General features: G+C 62.0%; 21 protein-coding genes. 16 read left to right on the top strand and 5 right to left on the bottom strand.

The annotated features are described in order from the left end of the window. Positions 1 to 47: 47 nt before the first annotated feature. Positions 48 to 383, bottom strand: coding sequence for a cupin domain-containing protein (locus tag N2600_RS30870; RefSeq protein ID WP_260299505.1), 336 nt, complete (start codon positions 381 to 383; stop codon positions 48 to 50). A gap of 174 nt (positions 384 to 557) precedes the next feature. On the opposite strand from N2600_RS30870, the gene N2600_RS30865 reads away from it, so the two are divergent. From N2600_RS30865 to N2600_RS30850, 4 genes are all read left to right on the top strand, one after another. Next, a complete protein-coding gene (locus tag N2600_RS30865; protein ID WP_260299504.1) occupies positions 558 to 1745 on the top strand; it encodes an acyl-CoA dehydrogenase in 1188 nt (395 codons plus the stop codon). Between the two features lie 92 nt (positions 1746 to 1837). After that, a complete protein-coding gene (locus N2600_RS30860) occupies positions 1838 to 2296 on the top strand; it encodes a DUF4126 domain-containing protein (protein WP_162115298.1) in 459 nt (152 codons plus the stop codon). Then, positions 2293 to 3654: an FAD-containing oxidoreductase gene (locus N2600_RS30855; RefSeq protein ID WP_222314844.1), complete on the top strand. Its 1362-nt coding sequence runs from the start codon at positions 2293 to 2295 to the stop codon at positions 3652 to 3654. The genes N2600_RS30860 and N2600_RS30855 overlap by 4 nt, the downstream gene beginning before the upstream one ends. A gap of 30 nt (positions 3655 to 3684) precedes the next feature. Further along, positions 3685 to 4254, top strand: a complete 570-nt coding sequence (locus N2600_RS30850) for a DedA family protein (protein ID WP_170258362.1) — start codon at positions 3685 to 3687, stop codon at positions 4252 to 4254. A 12-nt stretch (positions 4255 to 4266) separates the two neighbouring features. On the opposite strand, the gene N2600_RS30845 is transcribed toward N2600_RS30850, so the two are convergent. Next, positions 4267 to 5310, bottom strand: a complete 1044-nt coding sequence (locus N2600_RS30845) for an NAD(P)-dependent alcohol dehydrogenase (protein ID WP_260111831.1) — start codon at positions 5308 to 5310, stop codon at positions 4267 to 4269. A 490-nt stretch (positions 5311 to 5800) separates the two neighbouring features. Between N2600_RS30845 and N2600_RS30840 the strand changes: the two genes are divergently transcribed. The 7 genes from N2600_RS30840 (at position 5801) to N2600_RS30810 (ending at position 14543) form a co-directional block, all read left to right on the top strand. After that, entirely contained in the window at positions 5801 to 5890 is a 90-nt protein-coding gene (locus tag N2600_RS30840; RefSeq protein ID WP_003547774.1) for a K(+)-transporting ATPase subunit F, read from the top strand. Positions 5891 to 5959: 69 nt separating this feature from the next. Next, positions 5960 to 7663 (top strand): potassium-transporting ATPase subunit KdpA, encoded by a 1704-nt coding sequence (gene kdpA, locus N2600_RS30835; RefSeq protein ID WP_260299503.1) that lies wholly within the window; start codon positions 5960 to 5962, stop codon positions 7661 to 7663. A 207-nt stretch (positions 7664 to 7870) separates the two neighbouring features. Beyond that, positions 7871 to 9931 carry a potassium-transporting ATPase subunit KdpB gene (kdpB, locus tag N2600_RS30830; RefSeq protein ID WP_260111830.1) on the top strand — a complete coding sequence of 687 codons (2061 nt, stop codon included), beginning with the start codon at positions 7871 to 7873 and terminating at the stop codon, positions 9929 to 9931. Positions 9932 to 9951: 20 nt separating this feature from the next. Then, positions 9952 to 10521 (top strand): potassium-transporting ATPase subunit KdpC, encoded by a 570-nt coding sequence (gene kdpC / locus N2600_RS30825; protein WP_260299502.1) that lies wholly within the window; start codon positions 9952 to 9954, stop codon positions 10519 to 10521. A gap of 112 nt (positions 10522 to 10633) precedes the next feature. Beyond that, positions 10634 to 13342: a sensor histidine kinase gene (locus tag N2600_RS30820; RefSeq protein ID WP_170279532.1), complete on the top strand. Its 2709-nt coding sequence runs from the start codon at positions 10634 to 10636 to the stop codon at positions 13340 to 13342. After that, entirely contained in the window at positions 13339 to 14031 is a 693-nt protein-coding gene (locus N2600_RS30815) for a response regulator transcription factor (RefSeq protein WP_260299501.1), read from the top strand. The genes N2600_RS30820 and N2600_RS30815 overlap by 4 nt, the downstream gene beginning before the upstream one ends. Before the next feature lie 56 nt (positions 14032 to 14087). Beyond that, complete coding sequence (locus N2600_RS30810) at positions 14088 to 14543, top strand: PTS sugar transporter subunit IIA (protein WP_260299500.1); 456 nt, start codon at positions 14088 to 14090, stop codon at positions 14541 to 14543. 114 nt (positions 14544 to 14657) lie between these two features. On the opposite strand, the gene N2600_RS30805 is transcribed toward N2600_RS30810, so the two are convergent. Both N2600_RS30805 and N2600_RS30800 read right to left on the bottom strand, forming a co-directional pair. Then, on the bottom strand, positions 14658 to 15674 hold the full coding sequence (locus tag N2600_RS30805) for a porin (RefSeq protein ID WP_017968352.1): 1017 nt from the start codon (positions 15672 to 15674) through the stop codon (positions 14658 to 14660). Positions 15675 to 15686: 12 nt separating this feature from the next. Next, positions 15687 to 15920, bottom strand: coding sequence for a hypothetical protein (locus N2600_RS30800; protein ID WP_170258370.1), 234 nt, complete (start codon positions 15918 to 15920; stop codon positions 15687 to 15689). A 117-nt stretch (positions 15921 to 16037) separates the two neighbouring features. Here N2600_RS30800 and N2600_RS30795 point away from each other — a divergent pair, with 117 nt between their 5' ends. The 5 genes from N2600_RS30795 to N2600_RS30775 all read left to right on the top strand — a co-directional run bounded on the left by N2600_RS30795 (position 16038) and on the right by N2600_RS30775 (position 20936). After that, complete coding sequence (locus tag N2600_RS30795) at positions 16038 to 17063, top strand: sulfate ABC transporter substrate-binding protein (RefSeq protein ID WP_260299499.1); 1026 nt, start codon at positions 16038 to 16040, stop codon at positions 17061 to 17063. A gap of 8 nt (positions 17064 to 17071) precedes the next feature. Then, on the top strand, positions 17072 to 17929 hold the full coding sequence (gene cysT / locus N2600_RS30790; protein WP_260299498.1) for a sulfate ABC transporter permease subunit CysT: 858 nt from the start codon (positions 17072 to 17074) through the stop codon (positions 17927 to 17929). Then, positions 17919 to 18791, top strand: a complete 873-nt coding sequence (gene cysW, locus N2600_RS30785) for a sulfate ABC transporter permease subunit CysW (protein WP_017968349.1) — start codon at positions 17919 to 17921, stop codon at positions 18789 to 18791. Before cysT ends, cysW begins: the two co-directional genes overlap by 11 nt. A 10-nt stretch (positions 18792 to 18801) precedes the next feature. Continuing rightward, positions 18802 to 19842, top strand: coding sequence for a sulfate/molybdate ABC transporter ATP-binding protein (locus N2600_RS30780; RefSeq protein ID WP_170258371.1), 1041 nt, complete (start codon positions 18802 to 18804; stop codon positions 19840 to 19842). A 257-nt stretch (positions 19843 to 20099) separates the two neighbouring features. Beyond that, the gene (locus tag N2600_RS30775; RefSeq protein WP_260299497.1) at positions 20100 to 20936 is read left to right on the top strand and encodes a cell wall hydrolase; all 837 of its coding nucleotides are present in this window, start codon (positions 20100 to 20102) and stop codon (positions 20934 to 20936) included. Between the two features lie 143 nt (positions 20937 to 21079). Here the strand turns inward: N2600_RS30775 and pepT are convergent, their stop codons facing one another. Further along, the gene (gene pepT, locus N2600_RS30770) at positions 21080 to 22312 is read right to left on the bottom strand and encodes a peptidase T (RefSeq protein WP_260299496.1); all 1233 of its coding nucleotides are present in this window, start codon (positions 22310 to 22312) and stop codon (positions 21080 to 21082) included. Between the last annotated feature and the right edge of the window lie 147 nt (positions 22313 to 22459).

Raw genomic sequence — 22459 nt, 5'->3', positions numbered from 1 at the left:
TGATTCACAAAAAATCGGAATCCCCCGTGCCACCAGATCTGCTCCAGTTACAGGAATTCGGCCCGGTGCGGGGTGAATGCATCGATCAGTCGGCCCTTTTCCAGCGCCTTGACGCCATGGACCAGATTGGGGGGCACGATGAAGCTGCCGCCCTGCTTGAGCACCTCGGTCCGGCCATCGATCGTCACTTCGAAACTGCCTTCGGCGACATAGCTAGCCTGGATGTGCGGATGCGAATGGGCGGCACCCACGGCACCGCTTTCGAAGGCCACTTCCACCATCATCATCTCGGGCAGGTAGGTCATGATGCGCCGGACGACACCGGGCTCCGGATTGACCCACTCGGCGCCTTCGGCCGATACGAACAGATCGCTTGACGACATTTCCGCCTCCTCGTTCCAGAATCGATCGCGGGCAAAGTGGATCATGCCGACGCTTTTGAAAAGATGGCGTGGCCCGTCTTTTCGGCGCGACCGTCGTCTGTTGACGCGGTCGGCTGGCGGGTCTATGGCCAACTTGAGCGAGGCAAGCCTGAACCGGGATGAGGAGACGCCGCCATGCAGCATACGCGCGAAGTTTTCGACTGGGCCGATCCATTTCGCCTGGTGGAGCAGCTGACCAGCGAAGAGCGCATGGTGCAGGACACCGCCCACGCCTATGCGCAGGAAAAGCTTGCGCCCCGCGTTCTCGACGCCTTCCGCAACGAAAAGACCGATCCAGCGATCTTCCGCGAAATGGGCGAACTCGGCCTGCTCGGCCCGACGATCTCGCCGGATTATGGCGGTGCCGGCCTCGGTTACGTCGCCTACGGCCTGATCGCCCGCGAGGTCGAAAAGGTCGATAGTGGTTATCGTTCGATGATGAGCGTCCAGTCATCACTCGTAATGGTGCCGATCGAAACCTTCGGGTCGCAGGCACAGAAGCTGAAATACCTGCCGAAACTCGCCACCGGCGAATGGATCGGCTGCTTCGGGCTGACCGAACCGGATCACGGCTCCGACCCCGGCTCGATGGCTACACGTGCCAAAAAGGTCGACGGCGGCTACAGCCTGACCGGCTCGAAGACCTGGATCTCCAACGCACCGATCGCCGATGTCTTCGTCGTCTGGGCAAAGACCGAGGATGGCCTCATCCGCGGCTTCATCCTCGAAAAGGGCTGGAAAGGGCTTTCGGCTCCCGCCATCCACGGCAAGGTGGGACTGCGCGCCTCGATCACCGGTGAAGTGGTGATGGACGGGGTCTTCGTGCCTGAGGAAAACCTTCTGCCTGATGTGACAGGCCTCAAAGGGCCGTTCACCTGCCTCAACTCGGCCCGCTTCGGCATCGCCTGGGGCGCACTCGGTGCTGCCGAGGATTGTTATGCGAGAGCCCGGCAATATACGCTCGAGCGCAAGCAGTTCGGCCGGCCGCTTGCCGCCAACCAGCTGATCCAGAGGAAGCTCGCCGACATGGCGGCGGAGATCGCGCTCGGCCTTCAGGGTTGTCTGCGGCTTGGCCGCATGAAGGAGGAAGGCCATCCGCCGGTGGAACTGACCTCGATCCTCAAGCGCAACAGCTGCGGCAAGGCGCTGGAGATTGCCCGGGCGGCCCGCGACATGCTCGGCGGCAACGGCATCTCCGACGAATTCGGCATCGCCCGTCACCTCGTCAACCTCGAAGTGGTCAACACCTATGAGGGCACGCACGACATCCACGCGCTGATCATCGGCCGGGCGATCACCGGCATTGCCGCCTTTGCGAACTAGCCTCTTGGCGCGAAAGGGCGAATTGCCACGCGCCTGACAATGTGCAACCTTCGCTGAAGGCGGCAAGAGCCGGCAAAAAGGGGGGACCATGCATGTTTCTGCTTGTTGCATTGCTGATTGGTGTCATTGCCGGGCTTCGCGCCATGACGGCGCCCGCCGCCGTCGCCTGGGGCGCGGCGCTTGGCTGGTTTGATGTCTCGCAGACGCCGCTTGCGTTCATGGCTTACCAATGGACGCCGTGGATCTTCACGCTTCTCGCCGTCGTCGAACTGATCACCGACCAGCTGCCATCTACGCCTTCGCGCAAGGTGCCGGTGCAATTCGGCGCTCGCATTGTCATGGGCGGGCTGGCAGGTGCCACGATCGGCGCCGCCAACAGCCTGCTCTTCGGCGGGCTGATTGTCGGGGTGATCGGCGCCGTCATCGGCACATATGGCGGTGCTGCCGTCCGCGGCAGGCTCGCAGCGTCCTTCGGCAAGGATCTGCCGGCTGCTCTCATCGAGGATGCCGTCGCCGTCATCGGCGCGCTGCTGATCGTGGCCGTGTCATGAAGAGCTTCGACGCCATCGTTATCGGCGCCGGTCAGTCCGGCCCCTTCCTCGCTGCCCGGATGGTCGAAAAGGGCATGAAGGTGGCGCTGATCGAGCGCAAATTCCTCGGCGGCACCTGCGTCAATGCCGGCTGCATGCCGACGAAGACGCTGGTCGCCAGCGCCCGCGCCGCCCATGTCGCGAGAAACGGCGCCGTTTACGGCGTGAATCTCCAGGGCGAGATCGCCATCGACATGAAGGTGGTCAAAGCCCGTGCCGAAACCGTGACCATGAACGCCCGCAACGGCTTGATCGGCTGGTTCGCCGGCATGGACGGTATGACCGTGATTTACGGCCACGCCCGTTTCGAGGGCCCGAAGACCGTCAGCGTCAACGGCGAGACGCTGAACGCACCGCGCATCTTCCTCAATGTCGGCGCGCGGCCCGTCATCCCCGACCTGCCCGGGATCAACGATATCGACTATCTCACCAGCACCTCGATCATCCATCTCGACACGCTGCCGCGGCATCTGGCCGTCATCGGCGGCAGTTATATCGGGTTGGAATTCGCACAGATGTATCGCCGCTTCGGCGCCGAAGTCAGCGTCATCGAGCATGGCCCGAAGCTCGCATCGCGCGAGGACGAGGATATATCCGACGCGATCGCTGATGTCCTGCGCTCGGAGGGCATCGACATTCATACCGGCGCCAGCGACATCGCCTTCGCCAAGAGCAGCGACGGAATAACGGTCGCCACCGATTCAGCGAGAATCGATGCGAGCCATGTGCTGATCGCCACGGGCCGCAAGCCGAATACCGACGATCTCGGCCTCGATACCGCCGGCGTCATCACCGACAAGCACGGCTATATCACCGTCGACGACAGGCTTGCCACCAATGTCGACGGCATCTTAGCGCTCGGCGACTGCAACGGCCGCGGCGCCTTCACCCACACTTCCTACAATGATTTCGAGATCGCCGCCGCCAACCTGCTCGACGGCGACGATCGCAAGGTCTCGAGCCGCATCCTGGCCTATGCCCTTTATATCGACCCGCCGCTTGGCCGCGTCGGCATGACGGAGAAGCAGGCGCGTGCCTCGGGACGCAAGATCATGATCTCGACCCGGCCGATGAGCCGCGTCGGCCGCGCCAACGAGCGCGGCGAGACCAAAGGCTTCATGAAGGTGATCGCCGACGCCGAGACCAAAAAAATCCTCGGTGCGGCGATCCTCGGCATCGAAGGCGACGAGGTGATCCACGGCATCATAGACGCGATGAATGCGGGAACGACCTATCCGGCCTTGCAATGGTCGGTGCCGATCCATCCGACGGTGTCGGAGCTGATCCCGACGCTGCTTGGGGATTTGAAGCCGGTTTAGCTGTAGAAACCCCGGGCCGAGGACAGCTGCGTGTCTATCGAACTGCTGATCGAGCACTACGGCCTGTTGGCGATATTTCTGGGTTCAGCCTTCGAAGGCGAAACAGCCGCCTTCCTTGGCGGCGTGATTTCCCACCGCGGGCTGCTGACCTATTGGTCGGCGTCGCTTGCGGCAACGGCAGGATCGTTCGCCGGCGATCAGTTCTGGTTCTTCGCCGGCCGTTATGCGGCTCGATGGGGTCTCGTCCGCCGGCTGATGGAGACACCGGCGCTGGCGCGTGCAACCCGGCTCCTGGAAAGATATCCCACAGGCTTCATCCTTGCGTTTCGTTTCCTGGTGGGATTGCGGACGATCAGCCCGATCGTCATCGGCACGACGCGAATAGCGACCGGGAAATTCATCATCCTGAATGCCGTGGCCGCGCTGGTATGGGGGCAGCTCTTCACGGCGCTGGGCTATTTGTTTGGGCACGGCCTTGAACAGACATTGGGCCGCCTTCCGCTTCACCGCCATCTCCTGATCGCAGTCGGAGCCGCGGCTGTCGTCGCAGCCGCGGCTCTTGCCTTTCGCAAGATGAAACTGAACGCCAAGCACTCATAGAGGTATGGCGTCCTATTCCATCACAATCTGCAGCTTCACGTCGCTCGGCCGCGCCTCGACGGCGCGGTCAAACGCCTTGATGGAATCCTCGAATTTGAACGTCTCTGATATCAGCGGCTTCAGATCCACGCGACCCGAGCCGAGCAGCGCGATCGAGCGCTCATACTGGTGCGCGTAGCGGAACACCGTCTCGATGCGGATTTCCTTGGTGGATGCCGTCGAGACGTCGAAGCCGATCGGGTTGACCGGCAGGCCGACGACGACGATGACGCCGCCCGGGCGCGGCAGCGCCATGATCGTCTCCCAGGCCTTTGGCGAACCGGAGCATTCGAAGACGACATCGGCGCCCCAGCCGTCGGTCAGCCGGGCAACTTCTTCGGCCAGGTTCTTCTCGCGGATATTGACCGGGATGACGCCCTGGTATTGTGCGGCGATATCGAGCTTCGGCTGGGCAAGATCAGCCACGATCGCGCGGGCGCAGCCGCCGGCAAGCGCCGCGATCGCCACCATGGTGCCGATCGGCCCGGCGCCGAGAACGACGGCAGTATCACCAGGCGTAATCTTCGCCTTGGCAGCCGCCTGCATGCCGACGGCGAAGGGCTCGACCATGGCGCCTTCGGCAAAGCTGACACTGTCGGGCAGCTTGAAGGTGTAGTTGGCGGGATGCACGACCTCTGGCGTCAGCACGCCATGGATCGGCGGGGTCGCCCAGAAGGTGACAGCCGGGTCGATATTGTACATGCCGAGCCGGCTTGCCTTCGAATTCGGATCGGGAATGCCGGGCTCCATGCAGACGCGGTCGCCCACTTTCAGATGCGTGACGCCGGTACCGACCTCGACCACCGTGCCCGCCGCCTCATGGCCGAGCACCATCGGCGCGTTGACGATGAAGGGGCCGATCTTGCCGTGGGTGTAATAATGCACGTCCGAACCACAGACGCCCACCGTGTGGATCCTGATCTTCACCTCGCCGGGGCCGGTTTCGAGCGGCAGATCGATATCGCGGAGCGCAAGCTCATGCTGGCGCTCGAGGACAAGCGCGCGGACTTTGGTCATCGTCGGTTTCCTTCCCTAATGGCTTGCCCATGACTCCATCGGGCAGCGTTGCAGCCGACTATAAAGCCCGAAGCCTTCCCAATTCAACCAGATTGCGAAGGCTTTTGCTCAACAAATGAAAAAATGCTCACTCGTACTTGCCGAGGCTCAGTGCCGGCAGCGGCCCGTCCGAAAACTGCGCCAACCTGGTCCGATGGTGAGCGGCCTCGCATGGGCATTTATAAGATTTTTATATTGATGGCCTGTCGTCCGTCTCGAACCTTTATGCTCTTCGGCTCCATATTGACGTCCGAGAGATCGAAAGATCGTCTCCACGCCAGAAAGCATGAAAGGCGGCCTCCCAGCGCCCTTTGTCTTGTCTGACTCCAAGAAGAACGACAGGAGTCACGATCATAATGGATATCATTCTACTCGGCACGGCGATCATATTCTTTGCGCTGTGCTTTGCCTACACCCGAGCCTGCGACAGGCTTTGACAGGAGAAACGACGATGACCCTCGATTATGTCTTGAGCGGTGCCGTAACCGTGTTTCTCACCGTTTACCTCACCTACGCTCTCCTTCGCCCAGAACGCTTCTGAAGAGAACTGGCGCTTCTGGGGTCGCGCATGCGCGACCGAGAAGCAGCCGGGTATTGAAAGTTTACCTCCATGACCCTCAACGGATGGCTTCAGATCCTGCTTTACTGCGGGATCGTGCTCGTGCTCGTCAAACCGCTCGGCGGTTACATGACGCGTGTCTATAACGGAGAGCGCACATTCCTCTCCCCGGTCCTCGTCCCGATCGAACAGGGGCTTTACCGTATTGCCGGCACCAGCGAGCGCGAAGAGCAGCACGGGACCTCCTATGCCTTCGCGATGCTGATGTTCAACCTCCTCGGCGTCCTCGTCCTCTACGCGCTCCTGCGCCTGCAGGACGTCCTGCCCTATAATCCGGCCGGCATGGCCGCCGTCCCGCCGGAGCTTTCGTTCAACACCGCCGTCAGCTTTCCCACAAATACCAATTGGCAGAATTATGGCGGCGAAAGCACCATGTCGTATCTGACCCAGATGGCCGGCTTCACGGTGCAGAACTTCCTGTCGGCCGCGACCGGCATGGCGATCGCGGTCGCCTCCATCCGTGCCTTCGCACGGGCGTCGGGCAAGGCGATCGGCAATTTCTGGGTCGATATGATCCGCGGCACGTTCTATATCCTGCTGCCGATCTGCATCGTGCTGACCATCGTCTACGTCTATCTCGGCGTGCCGCAGACGCTTGGCGCTTATGTCAATGCGACCACGCTCGAAGGTGCGCAGCAGACGATTGCCGTCGGGCCGGTCGCCTCGCAGCTTGCGATCAAGATGCTCGGCACCAACGGCGGCGGCTTCTTCAACGCCAATTCGGCCCATCCGTTCGAAAATCCCAACGCGATCTCCAATCTCATCCAGATGGTCTCAATCTTCGCGATCGGCGCGGCTTTGACCAACGTTTTCGGCCGCATGGTCGGCAACCAGCGCCAGGGCTGGGCGATCCTTGCCACGATGGGCGTGCTGTTCCTCGCAGGTGTCATCGTCACATATTGGGCGGAAGCTGCCGGCAACCCGCTGATGCATGCTTTCGGTCTCGGCGGCGGCAATATGGAAGGCAAGGAAGTCCGCTTCGGCGTTGCCTTGTCTTCGCTCTTTGCGGTCATTACCACGGCCGCTTCCTGTGGCGCGGTCAATGCCATGCACGGCAGCTTCACCGCGCTTGGTGGCCTGATCCCTTTGATCAACATGCAGCTCGGCGAAATCATTGTCGGCGGTGTCGGCGCGGGTTTCTACGGCATCCTTCTCTTCATCATCGTCGCCGTCTTCGTCGCCGGCCTGATGGTCGGCCGGACGCCGGAATATCTCGGCAAGAAGATCGAGGCGAAGGAAATGAAGATGGCCGTTCTCGCCATTCTCTGCCTGCCGCTCACCATGCTGGTCTTTACCGCAATTGCCACCGTGCTGCCCTCCGCCGTCGCCTCGATCGGCACCGCCGGCCCGCACGGCTTCTCCGAAATCCTCTATGCCTATACCTCGGCTGCGGCCAACAACGGTTCGGCTTTCGGCGGCCTGACCGGCAACACGCCCTGGTACAACGTGACGCTCGGCATCGGCATGCTCGCCGGCCGCTTCCTGGTCATCATCCCGGCGCTTGCCATCGCCGGCTCGCTGATCGCCAAAAAGACGGTTCCGGCTTCGGCAGGCACCTTCCCGACGGATGGACCGCTCTTCGTCGGCCTGCTGGTCGGCACGATCCTGATCGTCGGCGGCCTGACCTTCTTTCCGGCCTTGGCGCTCGGCCCTATCGTCGAGCACCTGGTCATGATCGCCGGCCAGACCTTCTGAGGTGATGCCATGATCCTCCGTCACAGGCTTCGCAACGCTCCCACCCTCGTCCCGGTGCGCCGGGACGAGGGAATGGCCCGACGACCCGCGCCCCCGACGTCATCCTGGTGATGATGGCAGGCTCCTCGTCATCGCCGCCATCTTCAAAATCCTACAGGGCTGACCGGCCGCCGGTTCGCCATCCTCGTTTCAAAGCTGGAGTCTCTTATGAGCCAGGCAAAATCCGCGAGCATCATGGATTCTCGCATCCTCATTCCGGCCGTGGGCGCCGCCTTCAAGAAGCTGAACCCGCGCGCGCTTGCCAGAAACCCGGTCATGTTCGTCGTGGCCACGGTCTCGGTGCTGACCACCGTCCTCTTCCTGCGCGATTTCGTAGCAGGCAACGGTAATCTCGGCTTCTCGTTTCAGATCAATCTTTGGCTCTGGTTCACCGTCCTCTTCGCCAACTTCGCCGAAGCCGTCGCCGAAGGCCGCGGCAAAGCGCAGGCGGATTCGCTGCGCAAAGCGCGCACCGAAACCCAGGCGAAGCTACTCACCGCCAACAACGGCAGCGGCTACCGCATGGTGCCGGGCACCAGCCTTAAGGTCGGCGATATCGTGCTCGTCGAGGCCGGCGACATCATCCCGTCGGATGGCGAAGTGATCGAAGGTGTAGCCTCCGTCAACGAAGCGGCGATAACAGGCGAATCCGCCCCTGTCATCCGCGAATCCGGCGGCGACCGCTCGGCCGTCACCGGCGGCACGCAGGTACTCTCCGACTGGATCCGTGTCCGCATCACCGCCGCTGCCGGCTCGACCTTCATCGACCGGATGATTGCGCTCGTCGAAGGCGCCGAACGCCAGAAGACGCCGAATGAGATCGCACTCAACATCCTGCTTGCCGGCATGACGCTGATCTTCGTGCTTGCCACCGCGACGATCCCGAGCTTTGCCATCTATGCCGGCGGCTCGATCCCGATCATCGTGCTCGTCGCCCTCTTCGTCACCCTGATCCCGACGACGATCGGCGCACTGCTCTCGGCAATCGGCATCGCCGGCATGGACCGCCTCGTCCGCTTCAACGTGCTCGCCATGTCCGGCCGCGCGGTCGAAGCTGCCGGCGACGTCGACACGCTGCTGCTCGACAAGACGGGCACGATCACGCTCGGCAATCGCCAGGCAACGACCTTCCGTCCGGTCCGCGGCGTTTCCGAACAGGATCTCGCCGATGCCGCCCAGCTCGCCTCGCTTGCCGACGAAACGCCGGAAGGTCGTTCGATCGTCGTGCTCGCCAAGGAGAAATACGCGATCCGCGGCCGCGACATGGCAAGCCTGAAAGCAACCTTCGTGCCCTTCACCGCCCAGACCCGCATGAGCGGCGTCGATCTCGAAGGAGCCTCGATCCGCAAAGGTGCGGTCGATGCCGTGCTGGCCTACGTCAACGGCGATTCATCCTCGAAAAACGGCAGCGAGGTCGTGCGCGAACTGCAGTCGATCGCCGACGAAGTCGCCAAATCAGGCGGCACACCGCTGGCAGTTGCCCGCGACGGCAGGCTGCTCGGCGTCATCCAGCTGAAGGATATCGTCAAGGGCGGTATCCGCGAGCGCTTCACCGAGCTGCGCCGCATGGGCATTCGCACCGTGATGATCACAGGCGATAACCCGCTGACGGCAGCCGCCATTGCCGCCGAGGCCGGCGTCGACGACTTCCTCGCCCAGGCAACGCCGGAAATGAAGCTGGCGCTGATGCGCGAGGAACAGTCGAAGGGCAAGCTCGTCGCCATGTGCGGCGACGGCACCAACGATGCGCCGGCGCTCGCCCAGGCCGATGTCGGCGTCGCCATGAACACCGGCACGGTCGCCGCCCGCGAGGCCGGCAACATGGTCGATCTCGATAGCGATCCGACGAAGCTCATCGAGATCGTCGAGATCGGCAAGCAGCTCCTGATGACGCGCGGCGCGCTGACGACGTTTTCGATCGCCAACGACATTGCCAAGTATTTCGCCATCATCCCGGCAATGTTCCTGACCTTCTACCCGCAGCTCGGCGTGCTCAACGTCATGGGATTGTCGACGCCGCAAAGCGCCATCCTCTCGGCGATCATCTTCAATGCCCTGATCATCATCGCGCTGATCCCGCTGTCGCTGAAAGGTGTCCGCTACCGTCCGATCGGCGCCGGCGCGCTACTGTCGCGCAACCTGCTGATCTACGGTGCCGGCGGCATCATCGTCCCCTTCATCGGCATCAAGGCGATCGACATGGCCGTCGCAGCCCTCGGACTCGCCTGAACACTCCAAGGAGTAAGACAATGTTCAAAGAACTTCGTCCGGCAATCGTCATGATCGTCGCCACCACCGCCATCACCGGTCTTCTCTATCCCCTCGCCATGACGGGTGCTGCCCAGGCCCTCTTCCCGACCCAGGCGAACGGCAGCCTGATCGAGAAGAACGGCCAGGTGATCGGCTCGACGCTGATCGGCCAGGCCTTCACCAGCGACAAGTATTTCCACGGCCGCCCTTCGGCCGCCGGCGACGGCTACAATGCGGCTGCCTCCAGCGGTTCGAATCTCGGCCCGACCAGCCAGAAGCTGATCGACCGCGTCAAGGGCGACTACGAGACCGCCAAGGCGACGAACCCGAACGCGGAGGTGCCCGCCGACCTCGTCACCGCTTCGGGCAGTGGCCTTGATCCCGATATCTCGCCGGAGGCTGCCTACTTTCAAGTGGCGCGCGTCGCCACGGCACGTGGTGTTGATGAGGCCAAGGTCAAGGCGCTGGTCGACGGTGTGGTTCATGCCCGCGAAATCGGCATTCTCGGCGAACCCACAGTCAATGTTCTGGCGTTGAACCAGAGCCTTGATGCTTCTATGACTCGGTAACCCTGGCAGGCTGGGCGCCCTTTTTCTTCCCATCGCTGCGCGCGTCGCAGGGACGAAGGATAGGAAGACATAGCGCCCCTCCTCGGCAGCCATCTACAGAAAGACCACACGCATGCCAGACGACAATCGCGACCAGGCCGGCAGGCCCTCGCCCGATGCGCTTCTTGAAAAAGCCCGGGCGGAGTCGCGCGGCCGTCTGAAGATCTTCCTCGGTGCCGCCCCCGGTGTCGGCAAGACCTACGAGATGCTCGTCTCCGGCCGCGCCAAGATGGCCGACGGTCTCGATGTCGTCATCGGCGTTGTCGAAACTCATGGCCGCAAGGAGACCGAGGCGCTCGTCGCCGGCTTCGAGATCATCCCCCGCGTTGAAATCAGCTACAAGGGCCGGCCGCTCGAGGAAATGGACCTCGACGGCATCCTCGCCCGCCGGCCGGATCTTGTGCTGGTCGACGAACTCGCCCACACCAATGCCGAGGGCAGCCGCCATCCGAAGCGCTATCTCGATGTCAAGGAATTGCTCGATCGCGGCATCGACGTTTATACGACGCTGAATATCCAGCATGTCGAAAGCCTGAACGACGTCGTCTCGCAGATCACCCGCATCCGCGTGCGCGAGACGGTGCCGGACTCGATTATCGACCTTGCCGACGACGTCGAGATCATCGACCTGACGCCGGATGATCTGATCAAGCGTCTGCATGACGGCAAGGTCTACATGCCGCGCACCGCCGAACGTGCGCTGAGCAATTATTTCACCCCCGGCAACCTGACGGCACTGCGAGAGCTTGCGCTCCGCAAGACTGCCCAGCGCGTCGACGACCAGCTGCTCACGCATATGCAGGCCCATGCCATATCGGGCCCCTGGGCGGCGGGCGAACGCGTTCTCGTCTCGGTCGACCACCATCCGCGCTCCGCCTCGCTGGTGCGTTATGCCGCCCGCATGGCCTCGCGGCTGCGCGCACCTTGGGCGGCCGTCTATATCGAGACCAACCGCTCGATCAATCTGACGGAAGCCGAGCGCGATATCGTCGCCGCCACGCTGCGCCTTGCCGAGCAGCTCGGCGGCGAAGCGATCACCATTCCCGGCCGCGAGGTAGCCGAAGAGCTCGTCCGCCACGCCACCGCCAATAACGTCACCCATATCGTCATCGGCGCCCCGAAGAAGCCGACATGGCGCGACTGGTGGAGCCGCTCGATCACCGACGAGCTGATCCGCAAGACCGGCGAGATCAGCGTCCATGTCATTTCAGGCAATGAGAAGGACGGCACCACCGCGCGCGGCGTCAGGGCGGCCGCCACCCCGCCGCCACTGGATTTCAGGGCCTACCTGCTGGCAACCGGTTATGTCGCCATCGCGCTCGGCGTCAGCATCGTGCTCGACCAGGTGCTCGACGTGCGCAACCTCGCCCTCGTCTTCCTGATGGCGGTGCTGACCTCCGCCGTCCTCCACGGCCTGCGGCCCGCCCTTTACAGCTGCATCCTCAGCGCGCTTTCCTTCAATTTCTTCTTCCTGCCGCCGCGCTACACGTTGACGATCAGCGATCCGGAAAGCGTACTTGCGCTCTTCTTCTTCCTGGGCGTCGCCATCATCGCCAGCAACCTGACCGCGACCGTGCAGCGCCAGGCGGCCGCCGCCCGCCAGCGGGCGCGCACGACCGAGGACCTCTATCTCTTCTCTAAAAAACTCGCCGGCACCGGCACGCTCGACGACGTGCTCTGGGCGACGGCCTTCCAGCTCGCCTCGATGTTGAAGGTCCGCGTCGTGCTGCTGCTGCCGGAAGAGGGCGGTATCGCCGTCAAGGCCGGTTATCCCCCCGATGACACACTCGACGATGCCGATATCGCCGCGGCCCGCTGGGCCTGGGAGCACAATCATGCCGCCGGCCGCGGCGCCGACACCCTGCCCGGCGCCAAGCGCCTCTATGTGCCGCTCCGAACCGGGCGCACCGCCATCGGCGTCATCGGCCTCGACAGCGACCGCCGCGACGGGCCGCTGCTGACGCCGGAGCAACAGCGGCTGCTCGATGCGCTGGCCGATCAGGCGGCCCTTGCCATCGAACGCATCCAGCTTGTTGCCGATGTCGACCGGGCACGGCTTGCGGCCGAAGCGGACCGGCTGCGCTCGGCCCTGCTGACGTCGATCTCGCACGACCTGAAGACACCGCTGGCCGCCATCCTCGGCGCCGCCGGCACGCTGCGCGACTATTTCGCCTCGATGCCGGAGGAGGACCGCAGCGACCTGCTGTCGACCGTCGTCGACGAATCCGAACGCCTCAACCGCTTCATCGCCAACCTGCTCGACATGACCAAGATCGAATCCGGCGCGATGGAGCCGAACCATGCGCTGCATTATGCCGGCGATATCGTCGGCAGCGCGCTACGCCGCGCGGCAAAGATCCTCGACGGCCATAAGACCGAGATGAGCATTCCCGCCGAGCTGCCGATGGTGCGCGTCGATCCTGTCCTGTTCGAGCAGGTGATCTTCAACCTGCTCGACAATGCCGCGAAATACGCGCCCGAGGGATCGGTGATCCATATCGGCGGCTGGGCCGATGCCGACAACGTCGTCGTGCAGATTTCGGACGAAGGCCCAGGCATTCCGCCGGCCGATCTTACCCGCGTCTTCGACACCTTCTACCGCGTGCGTAAGGGCGATCAGGTGCGCGCCGGCACCGGGCTTGGCCTTTCCATCTGTCGCGGCTTCATCGAGGCGATGGGGGGCACGATCACCGCCGGCAACCGGACGGGCCGTCCGGGCGCTGTCTTCACCATCCGCCTGCCGAAACCCACCGACATTCCAAAACTGGATGAACTCAAATGACCGGTTCAGCCGTCAAAATCCTCGTCGTCGACGACGAGCCTCCGATCCGCAAGCTGCTCCGCGTCGGCCTGACCGCGCAAGGCTACGAGGTGCAGGAGGCGCCGAACGCCAGCGTCGCCCGTCAGTCGGTCGCCGCCGACATGCCCGACCTCATCGTGCTCGACCTCGGCCTGCCCGATACATCAGGCCACGACTTGCTGCAGGCGTGGCGCGACGAAGGGCTTTCCATGCCGGTCGTCATTCTCTCCAGCCGCACTGACGAGGCCGGTATCGTCAAGGCGCTGGAAAGCGGCGCCGACGATTACGTCACCAAGCCCTTCGGCATCAACGAACTCGGCGCCCGCATCCGCGTGGCGCTGCGCCACCGCCTGCAGCAGCAGGGCGAAAAGGCAATCTTCCAGACCGGCGGGCTGTCGATCGATCTCGTCAAGCGCATCGTCAAGGTCGACGGCCAGGAAATAAAGCTGTCGCCGAAGGAATACGATATCCTGCGCGTGCTCGCCCAGCACGCCGGTAAGGTGCTGACACACCAGTTTCTTTTAAAGCAGGTATGGGGGCCGGCGGCGGATGTGCAGTATCTGCGCGTCTATATCCGGCAGCTGCGGCAAAAGGTCGAGCAGCTTCCGGACCAGCCGCACTATATCACCACCGAGACCGGCGTCGGCTACCGGCTCAGGGAACCGGATTGACATCCCCTCCCTCCCGCTGCCCGAGCAGTATTGAGCCGAACAGTATTGAGAATGACATGAACCTTCTGAACATCATCCGGCCGGAACACACCTTCATCGGCGTGTCGGCGCCGACCAAATGGCGCGCGCTGCAGACCATCGCGGACAAGGCGGCCAAGGCATTCTCCGTCGATGGCCAGACCATCCTGAAGGCGCTCGAAGCGCGTGAGAAGCTCGGTTCCACCGGCATCGGCAACGGTATCGCCATTCCACATGCGGCGATCGACGGCATGACCAGCCCGCGCGGCCTTCTCATCCGCTTCGCCCAACCACTGAATTTCGAAGCGATCGACGATATCCCGACCGACATCGCCTTCGTGCTGCTCTTCGGAGAAAACAATCGCGGCGAATATCTGAACGTGCTGTCTGCCATCGCCAGGCGGCTGCAATCGGACGGCGTGCTTGCCGCCATGCGCAAGGCAATAACGGTCGACGAATTCTATTCCGATTTCATCGCCGATTCACGGGTGTGACGTCCAAATTCAATAGCGAGAGCATGATGCTCGTCCGAAGATCGCTCACACTTGTCGGCATCATAAAAAGGCGCGGCCCGAAGGTCGCGCCCGCTCATCTGCAATCAGACTATCTTAGAAATCGCGCTGGAAGCGCAGGAAGCCGAACACTTCGTCGTCGCCTTCGTCCTCATCGTGATATTGCACGCTGAGCTTCGTACGCAGGTCTTCGACGATCTGGTAGTCGATGGTGACACCTGTGGTATAGGCGCTGCCGCCGGTGAAGCCGTTGCCGTCAGCCTCGAGAGCGATGTTTTCGAAGTACTGGAAGCCGGGAGTGACCTTCCACTTGTCGTTGATCTTCAAGGCATACTCAGCTGCGATCGTCCATTCGGACTCTTCGTAGTAGTAGTTGGCGCCGCTTGCCCATACGCCGGCGATGCCGAGCGTGCCCGGGCCGATATCGGCATAGACGATGCCGCGGACAGCGACTTCGCTGGTGTCGGTGTCATAACCGGCAAGCAGGTAAGCGCTGATGGCGCCGGCCTTGTAGGAGACCTGGCCTGCGACACCAAAGTTGTTCGGGCCGTCGCCCGGCTTGGTGGCGTAGTCGTCTTCCAGTTCGTCGACCGAGATGCCGGCCGCGAAAGCGCCGGCCTCGTACTGATAACGGATCGAGTTGTGGGTCGTCTCGTTGCTGGCGAGCGTATCGGTCTCCCCGCTCATGTCGTCATCCCACCAGCTGTACAGCTTACCGACGCGGAAACCGGCAATGTCGATATAGCCTTCATCGAGCAATGCTTCCTGGTCGGTGGCATTGTCGACATTGTAACGCAGCGTGATGACGCCGGTGAGCGTGCCGTACTCGGTGTCGTTCTTGGCCTGGAAGGTGACCTGACCGCGAGTCCAGAAGTCTACGTCGGAGTCGCCGGAAATATGGTCACCGAAACGCACTTCAGTACGGATGTAACCGCCGATCGAAAGGCATGTTTCCGTCCCCGGAATATAAAAATAGCCGGTACCGTAGGCGTCGCAAACGCGAACATATTCCACGGGCTCGGGTTCCGCCGCCACGATGGCGTCGGCTGCACGGGCTCCGGAGGCCGCGGCAAGGGCGGCAACGGAGGCAAAAAGGATCGTCCTGATATTCATTTTGAATGGCCCTTAACAGGTTTGGAATGCGAGGCGCACTTCAAGGGTTGCCCCCGCGTTGCGGTCGGCGAATACGACCGCAACGGAGGCCATATAGGAATCCGCAAGTGCCATCGCGGCAAAATCTTGGCAAAAATCAGCACCATCATGTCGCTTTCGTGGAGGAACTGTGGCCAAAAAAACACGCTCCCGCGACACGACGGCGGGCGACGATCGATTGGCCGCGGCCAACTTCGGCACGTCCATTTCGAAACCGCCTCTTAAATGGAATGACATTCTAACAGTCCGACTGGAACGGGAAGAAACTTCGTTTCATTATACGACTGAATTGATAGAGTTAAGACACAAAACAGGAGGGTTCCCATGCAGACACAACGGTTCACCCGGCTCCTCGCGGCGGCGGTCATGGCAGGCAGCTTCGCAATCGGGGGCATCGCTCCGGCATTCGCGGATCAGACGCTTCTTAACGTTTCCTACGATCCGACCCGCGAATTGTACAAGGATTTCAATGCCGCCTTTGCCGCCAAGTGGCAAAAGGACAGCGGTGAAACCGTGACGATCCAGGCATCGCATGGCGGCTCCGGCGCCCAGGCCCGCTCCGTCATCGACGGCCTCGACGCCGATGTCGTGACACTTGCCCTCGAAGGCGATATCGACGCCATCGCCAAGGCGACCGGCAAGATCCCGGCCGACTGGAAGACCAAGTTCCCCAACAATTCGACGCCATATACGTCGACGATCGTCTTCCTCGTCCGCAAGGGCAACCCGAAGGGCATCAAGGATTGGGGCGATCTGGTCAAGGACGACGTGCAGGTCATCACCCCGAACCCAAAGACATCGGGCGGCGCGCGCTGGAACTTCCTTGCCGCCTGGGCATGGGCCAAGCAGGCCAACGGCGGCGACGAAGCCAAGGCGCAGGATTACGTTGCGAAACTGCTGCAGCACGTTCCGGTTCTCGACACCGGCGCCCGCGGCGCCACGACCACCTTCGTCCAGCGCGGCCTCGGCGATGTGCTGCTTGCCTGGGAAAACGAAGCCTATCTTTCGCTCGAGGAACTCGGTCCCGACCAGTTCGAGATCGTGACACCGACCTTCTCCATCCGCGCCGACCCGCCGATCGCCATCGTCGACGGCAATGTCGACAAGAAGGGAACACGCAAGGTCGCCGAAGCCTATCTCAACTACCTCTATTCGGGCGAAGGCCAGAAGATCGCTGCCAAGCATTACTACCGGCCGTTCAAGCCGGAAGCCGCCGATCCGGCTGACATCGCCCGCTTCCCGAAGCTGACGCTGGCGACCATCGACGACTTCGGCGGCTGGAAGAGCGCACAGCCGAAATTCTTTGGCGACGGCGGCGTATTTGACCAAATCTACAAGCCGGCCCAATAATAGACTTCATGAAAGCACATAGCCCCACGCGGTGGCGGTTCAAACGGCCGAGCGTCATTCCGGGTTTCGGAATGGCGCTCGGCCTTACCTTGACCTGGCTCACCCTTCTGATCCTCATCCCGCTTTCGGGCCTTGCCGTCCGGTCGAGCGCGCTCGGCTGGGAGAAATTCTGGTCGATCGCGGTCGATCCCCGCACGTTGAACGCACTGCGTATCAGCTTCGGCAGCGCCTTCATCGCCGCGATCGTCAACGCCGTCTTCGGCATCATCCTCGCCTGGGTGCTGGTGCGTTACCGCTTCCCCGGCAAACGCATCATCGATGCCATGGTCGACCTGCCCTTCGCGCTGCCGACCGCCGTTGCCGGCATCGCACTGGCGACACTCTATGCGCCGAACGGCTGGATCGGTCAGTTCCTGACGCCGCTCGGCATCAAGATCGCCTTTACGCCAGCCGGCATCGTCGTGGCGCTGATCTTCGTCGGCCTGCCCTTCGTGGTGCGCACCGTGCAGCCCGTCATGGAGGAGATCGACAAGGAAGTGGAGGAGGCTGCGGCAACGCTCGGCGCCAACCGCTTCCAGACGATTTTCCGCGTGCTGCTGCCGGGGCTGGCGCCGGCCGTGCTCACCGGCTTCGCGCTCGCCTTTGCCCGCGGCGTCGGCGAATACGGCTCGGTCATCTTCATCGCCGGCAACCTGCCGTTCAAATCGGAGATTGCGCCGCTGCTGATCGTCATCAAACTCGAAGAGTATAATTACGCGGCAGCCACCGGCATTGCGGCGATCATGCTGGTCCTCTCGTTCGCCCTGCTGCTGGTCATCAACCTCATCCAGAGCTGGAGCAGGCGGAGGTATGGCTATGGCGCTTGATGCGACCGTTCGACCGGCAAAGCTGCGTTCGGTGACGACTGAACATCGGATCGCACGCTACAGCCTGATTGTCCTTTCACTCGTCTTCCTGCTGCTGATCCTGCTGCTGCCCCTCGCGGCCGTTTTCGTAGAGGCCTTCCGCAAGGGCACCGGCCCCTTCCTCGAGGCGCTCGGCGATGCGGAGACATTTTCGGCAATCCGCCTCACATTGATCGTCGCGGGGATCAGCGTGCCGCTCAACCTCGCCTTCGGGGTCACCGCCGCCTGGGCAATCGCCAAATTCGAGTTCAAAGGCAAGGCCTTCCTGACGACGCTGATCGACCTGCCCTTCTCGGTCTCACCCGTGATATCGGGCCTGGTCTTCGTTCTGCTGTTCGGCGCCAATACCTGGCTCGGCCAGTGGTTCAGCGCTCACGACATCAAGATCCTGTTTGCGGTGCCGGGGCTGATCCTCGCCACCATGTTCGTAACCTTCCCCTTCGTCGCCCGCGAACTGATTCCGCTGATGCAGGAACAGGGAACGGCCGACGAGGAGGCGGCCCTTTCGCTCGGCGCCAGCGGCTGGCAGACCTTCTGGCACGTGACCTTGCCGAATATCAAATGGGGCCTGCTCTACGGCGTGCTTCTCTGCAACGCCCGCGCCATGGGTGAATTCGGCGCCGTCTCAGTGGTATCAGGCCACATCCGCGGCCAGACCAATACCATGCCGCTGCAGGTGGAAATCCTCTATAACGAGTATAACTTCACCGGCGCTTTTGCCGTCGCCACGCTTTTGGCCTTGCTCGCGCTCCTGACTCTTGTTTTGAAGACGCTGCTGGAAATGCGCTATAGCGCCGAAATCGCCGCCAGCCGGCGGCACTGAAGGAATTGGAATGGAAGTACGCGTTCAAAACATTCGCAAGGAATTCGATCGTTTTCCGGCGCTGCACGATGTCTCGCTCGACATCCGCTCCGGCGAGCTGATCGCACTGCTCGGCCCTTCGGGTTCCGGCAAGACGACATTGCTGCGCCTGATCGCCGGGCTGGAAAGCCCGACGGAGGGGCTGATCTTCTTCGGCGACGAGGATGCCTCGAAGAAATCAGTGCAGCAGCGCAATATCGGCTTCGTTTTCCAGCATTATGCCCTCTTCCGCTACATGACGGTGCTCGATAACGTCACCTTCGGCCTGAGAGTCAGAAAGGGTGCGCGGCGGCCTGCGAAGGCCGACATCCGCCGGCGGGCGCTGGAACTGCTCGACCTTGTCCAGCTTTCCGGTCTTGAAAAACGCTATCCCGCCCAGCTTTCCGGCGGTCAGCGCCAGCGCGTGGCCCTCGCCCGCGCTATGGCCGTCGAGCCGAACGTGCTGCTGCTCGACGAACCCTTCGGGGCGCTCGACGCCCAGGTTCGCAAGGACCTGCGCAAATGGCTGCGCGAGATCCACGACCGCACCGGCCACACCACCGTTTTCGTCACGCACGACCAAGACGAGGCCCTAGAACTCGCCGACCGTGTCGTCGTTATGAGCCAGGGGGCGATCGAGCAGGTCGGCACGCCCGATCAGGTCTACGATTATCCGAACTCGCCCTTCGTCTTCGGCTTCATCGGCCAATCGAACTGCCTGCAGGTCGAGATATCAGGCGGTGACATCCTCTTCGAAGGCCGTTCGCTCGGTCTTAATGCCGATGGTGAGCCCGAGGGACCCGCGCAACTCTATTTCCGCCCGCATGACGTCAGGCTCTGCGAATCAGCCGAAAACTGCATAGCCGGCCAGCCCGTCTCCAGCCGCCGCGTGGCAGGCACCCGCCACATCGAATTGGATATCGGCAACGACCGCCCGCATATCGAGATCGAATTGCCGCCGAGCGAGGCCGACAGGCTTGACCGCAACCGGGTAGCTTTCAAGCCAACCCGCTGGAAACTGTTCCGCAGCTGATGGAGATTGGGGCAGCGCCGCGCGTCTTTTCGAGAGCTGCAGAAGACGCTGTAACACTTTGAATTGCTGCTTAATTTTATCCTTGGATCGATTCCGATCTCGGGAATTATGGAATGGCTCATCGCCGGAATCGTATTTGGCGAGAGGCCCTTAAGGTTTTTGTTATCTAAGGTTGTTTGTATTTCAGTCATATGACGAGTAAAACGTTTTCGCTTTATCATGAAGGGCTGAACTAATTCCGTAGGAGGCACCTGGCGTTGAGGGCGGAGATTTCCTTTGGAAAATCCCTGATCGGGATTTTGTTTGTAGGACTGGCAGCGGCAAGCTGCACGACGACATCGAAACCGGCGGCAACGGCGGCGAACACCAAGACGAAGCAGGGCCAAGCGGCGAAAGTCACGTTCAATTATACGGCCAAAGACCGCGAGTGCCTGCAACGCGCGATGTATTTCGAATCGCAGCATTCGGACGAGGACGGCTACATGGCTGTCGGGACCGTCGTCATGAACAGGCTCACCTCTGGCGCCTATTCCACATCGATCTGCGGCGTCGTGGCCCAGAAAAGGCAGTTCGCGCCCGGCGTGATGACGCGCGAAGTCAAACCGCAGGCGGAAACTGAGCTTGCGAGCGCGGCCGATGCGATTCTTATCAAGGGCGCACGCCATCCTGCGGTGAAGGATGCGATGTTCTTCCACACCGATGGCCTGAAATTCCCATACGACAATATGCACTATGTGACGGTTGCCGGCGGTAACGCCTTCTACGAGAAGCGCGACTCCAACGGCATGCTTGAAACGCCGCCGCCGCTGCCCTCCTACGAGGTGGCGATGAACTATGTGCCCGGCGAAAGCATGCTGCCGCCGCAATTCGAGGCATTGATACCCTCGGCAGTTCCCGTTCCTCTGCCGGCTCCGGACCCCATGGCGACGGCGAGCACGGGGCAGATGCGGATAACGGCGCCGGTGACTTCGCCGGAAACATCACCGGTAACAGCGGTCGAGCCGGAGCCGGGAATGCCCATCGCGATCCCTATTCCCCGGCCCGCCTATGACAGCGTGATGCTGCGTGAAAGCCTTCCGACGAAAGGTGGTTAAACCGTCCTTCCGGTATGAGTTAGATGGAAGCGCGCCTAGACTAAAGCGCGTCGCAATCTTTCAGATCCGCTGACCGCACTTCATGTCTTTGATTTCCGCATGTCGCGATCTCAAAACCGCTGCACACTTTTGCGCGACATGCTTTAGGCGCGCTCTTCCCAGACCCTCGCCAATTCGACGATCGTTTTGACGGCCTTTTCCATGTCCTGACGGCTCACCCATTCTAGCGGCGAGTGGAAAGCATGGCCGCCGGCGAAGATGTTCGGGCACGGCAGTCCCATGAAGGAAAGACGCGAGCCATCCGTGCCGCCGCGGATGCTGCCGCGCACCGGCGTCATGCCGGCCCGGCGCACCGCCTCGATGGCGTTCTCAACGATCTCCGGGTGACGATCGAGCACCACCTTCATGTTGCGATATTGCTCCTTCACCTCAAAACGATAGGTCGAGCCGGGATAGCCAGCCAACACGTCCTTAACGATGGCTTCGAGCATCGTTTCCTTTTCCGTCAGCCCCTTGTCGGTGAAGTCACGGATGATGAGGCTCAGCGACGCCTTCTCCATCGAGCCGGTCACGCCTGTCGGATGGATGAAGCCCTGCTTTCCTTCGGTGGTCTCGGGGGCAAGATGCCTCGGCAGCCGGTCGATGATGGCGCCTGCGATCTTGATGGCGTTTTCCATGCGGTCCTTGGCAAAGCCGGGATGGATTGCCACACCTGATATGCTGATCTCGACGCCATCGGCCGAGAAGGTCTCATCCTCGATATGGCCGGCCGTCTCGCCGTCCATCGTATAGGCGAAGTCGGCACCGAGTTTCTTCAGGTCGACCTTGTTGACGCCGCGCCCGACTTCCTCGTCGGGGGTGAACAGGATCTTGATCGTCCCATGCCTGATATCGGGATTACCGACGAGCATCTGAGCCGCGGTCATGATTTCGGCCAGTCCCGCCTTGTCGTCGGCACCGAGCAATGTCGTGCCGTCGGTCGTGACGATATCGTTGCCGATCTGGTTCTTCAGTTCGGGATGATCGCTGACGCGGATCACCCGGCTCGTATCATTGGCAAGCTTGATATCACCGCCGGCATAGTTCCTGATGATCTGCGGCTTGACATCGGTGCCGCTGAAATCGGGTGCGGTATCCATATGCGAGCAGAAACAGATGACCGGCACCGTCTTGTCGCTGTTGGCCGGAATGGTCGCGTAGACATAGCCGTGTTCATCGAGATGCGCGTCGGCGAGACCGATCTTCAGCAGTTCATCGACCAGAACCCGTCCGAGATCCTTCTGCTTTCCCGTGGTCGGCTGCGTCGACGAGGCAGGATCGGATTGCGTGTCGATAACGACATAACGGAGAAAGCGGTCGAGAACAGTGTCGGTCATAGCATCCAGTCCAGCAAGATCACACGGACGATATAGCCCTCATGGGCGATGCGGCAAAAGATTTTTCCGCTCGCAGCGCGTGAGGGTTCCACCATCCAATACGTCTCTCAGCCACCACCGCGGCAGCGAGCAACCCACCTCAACCCT

The organism is Rhizobium sp. WSM1274, from assembly GCF_025200775.1.
In the GTDB taxonomy this organism is placed as follows: domain Bacteria; phylum Pseudomonadota; class Alphaproteobacteria; order Rhizobiales; family Rhizobiaceae; genus Rhizobium; species Rhizobium leguminosarum_I.
The sequence above is the reverse complement of the archived record's forward strand: the minus strand, read 5'-3'. Positions and strand labels throughout refer to the sequence as shown.

What these genes read in the sequence shown, in the direction of transcription:
- N2600_RS30870 (WP_260299505.1), bottom strand. Translation starts at nt 383, where the DNA reads ATGTCGTCAAGCGATCTGTTCGTATCGGCCGAAGGCGCCGAGTGGGTC.
- N2600_RS30865 (WP_260299504.1), top strand. Translation starts at nt 558, where the DNA reads ATGCAGCATACGCGCGAAGTTTTCGACTGGGCCGATCCATTTCGCCTG.
- N2600_RS30860 (WP_162115298.1), top strand. Translation starts at nt 1,838, where the DNA reads ATGTTTCTGCTTGTTGCATTGCTGATTGGTGTCATTGCCGGGCTTCGC.
- N2600_RS30855 (WP_222314844.1), top strand. Translation starts at nt 2,293, where the DNA reads ATGAAGAGCTTCGACGCCATCGTTATCGGCGCCGGTCAGTCCGGCCCC.
- N2600_RS30845 (WP_260111831.1), bottom strand. Translation starts at nt 5,310, where the DNA reads ATGACCAAAGTCCGCGCGCTTGTCCTCGAGCGCCAGCATGAGCTTGCG.
- N2600_RS30840 (WP_003547774.1), top strand. Translation starts at nt 5,801, where the DNA reads ATGACCCTCGATTATGTCTTGAGCGGTGCCGTAACCGTGTTTCTCACC.
- kdpA (WP_260299503.1), top strand. Translation starts at nt 5,960, where the DNA reads ATGACCCTCAACGGATGGCTTCAGATCCTGCTTTACTGCGGGATCGTG.
- kdpB (WP_260111830.1), top strand. Translation starts at nt 7,871, where the DNA reads ATGAGCCAGGCAAAATCCGCGAGCATCATGGATTCTCGCATCCTCATT.
- kdpC (WP_260299502.1), top strand. Translation starts at nt 9,952, where the DNA reads ATGTTCAAAGAACTTCGTCCGGCAATCGTCATGATCGTCGCCACCACC.
- N2600_RS30820 (WP_170279532.1), top strand. Translation starts at nt 10,634, where the DNA reads ATGCCAGACGACAATCGCGACCAGGCCGGCAGGCCCTCGCCCGATGCG.
- N2600_RS30815 (WP_260299501.1), top strand. Translation starts at nt 13,339, where the DNA reads ATGACCGGTTCAGCCGTCAAAATCCTCGTCGTCGACGACGAGCCTCCG.
- N2600_RS30810 (WP_260299500.1), top strand. Translation starts at nt 14,088, where the DNA reads ATGAACCTTCTGAACATCATCCGGCCGGAACACACCTTCATCGGCGTG.
- N2600_RS30805 (WP_017968352.1), bottom strand. Translation starts at nt 15,674, where the DNA reads ATGAATATCAGGACGATCCTTTTTGCCTCCGTTGCCGCCCTTGCCGCG.
- N2600_RS30800 (WP_170258370.1), bottom strand. Translation starts at nt 15,920, where the DNA reads ATGGACGTGCCGAAGTTGGCCGCGGCCAATCGATCGTCGCCCGCCGTC.
- N2600_RS30795 (WP_260299499.1), top strand. Translation starts at nt 16,038, where the DNA reads ATGCAGACACAACGGTTCACCCGGCTCCTCGCGGCGGCGGTCATGGCA.
- cysT (WP_260299498.1), top strand. Translation starts at nt 17,072, where the DNA reads ATGAAAGCACATAGCCCCACGCGGTGGCGGTTCAAACGGCCGAGCGTC.
- cysW (WP_017968349.1), top strand. Translation starts at nt 17,919, where the DNA reads ATGGCGCTTGATGCGACCGTTCGACCGGCAAAGCTGCGTTCGGTGACG.
- N2600_RS30780 (WP_170258371.1), top strand. Translation starts at nt 18,802, where the DNA reads ATGGAAGTACGCGTTCAAAACATTCGCAAGGAATTCGATCGTTTTCCG.
- pepT (WP_260299496.1), bottom strand. Translation starts at nt 22,312, where the DNA reads ATGACCGACACTGTTCTCGACCGCTTTCTCCGTTATGTCGTTATCGAC.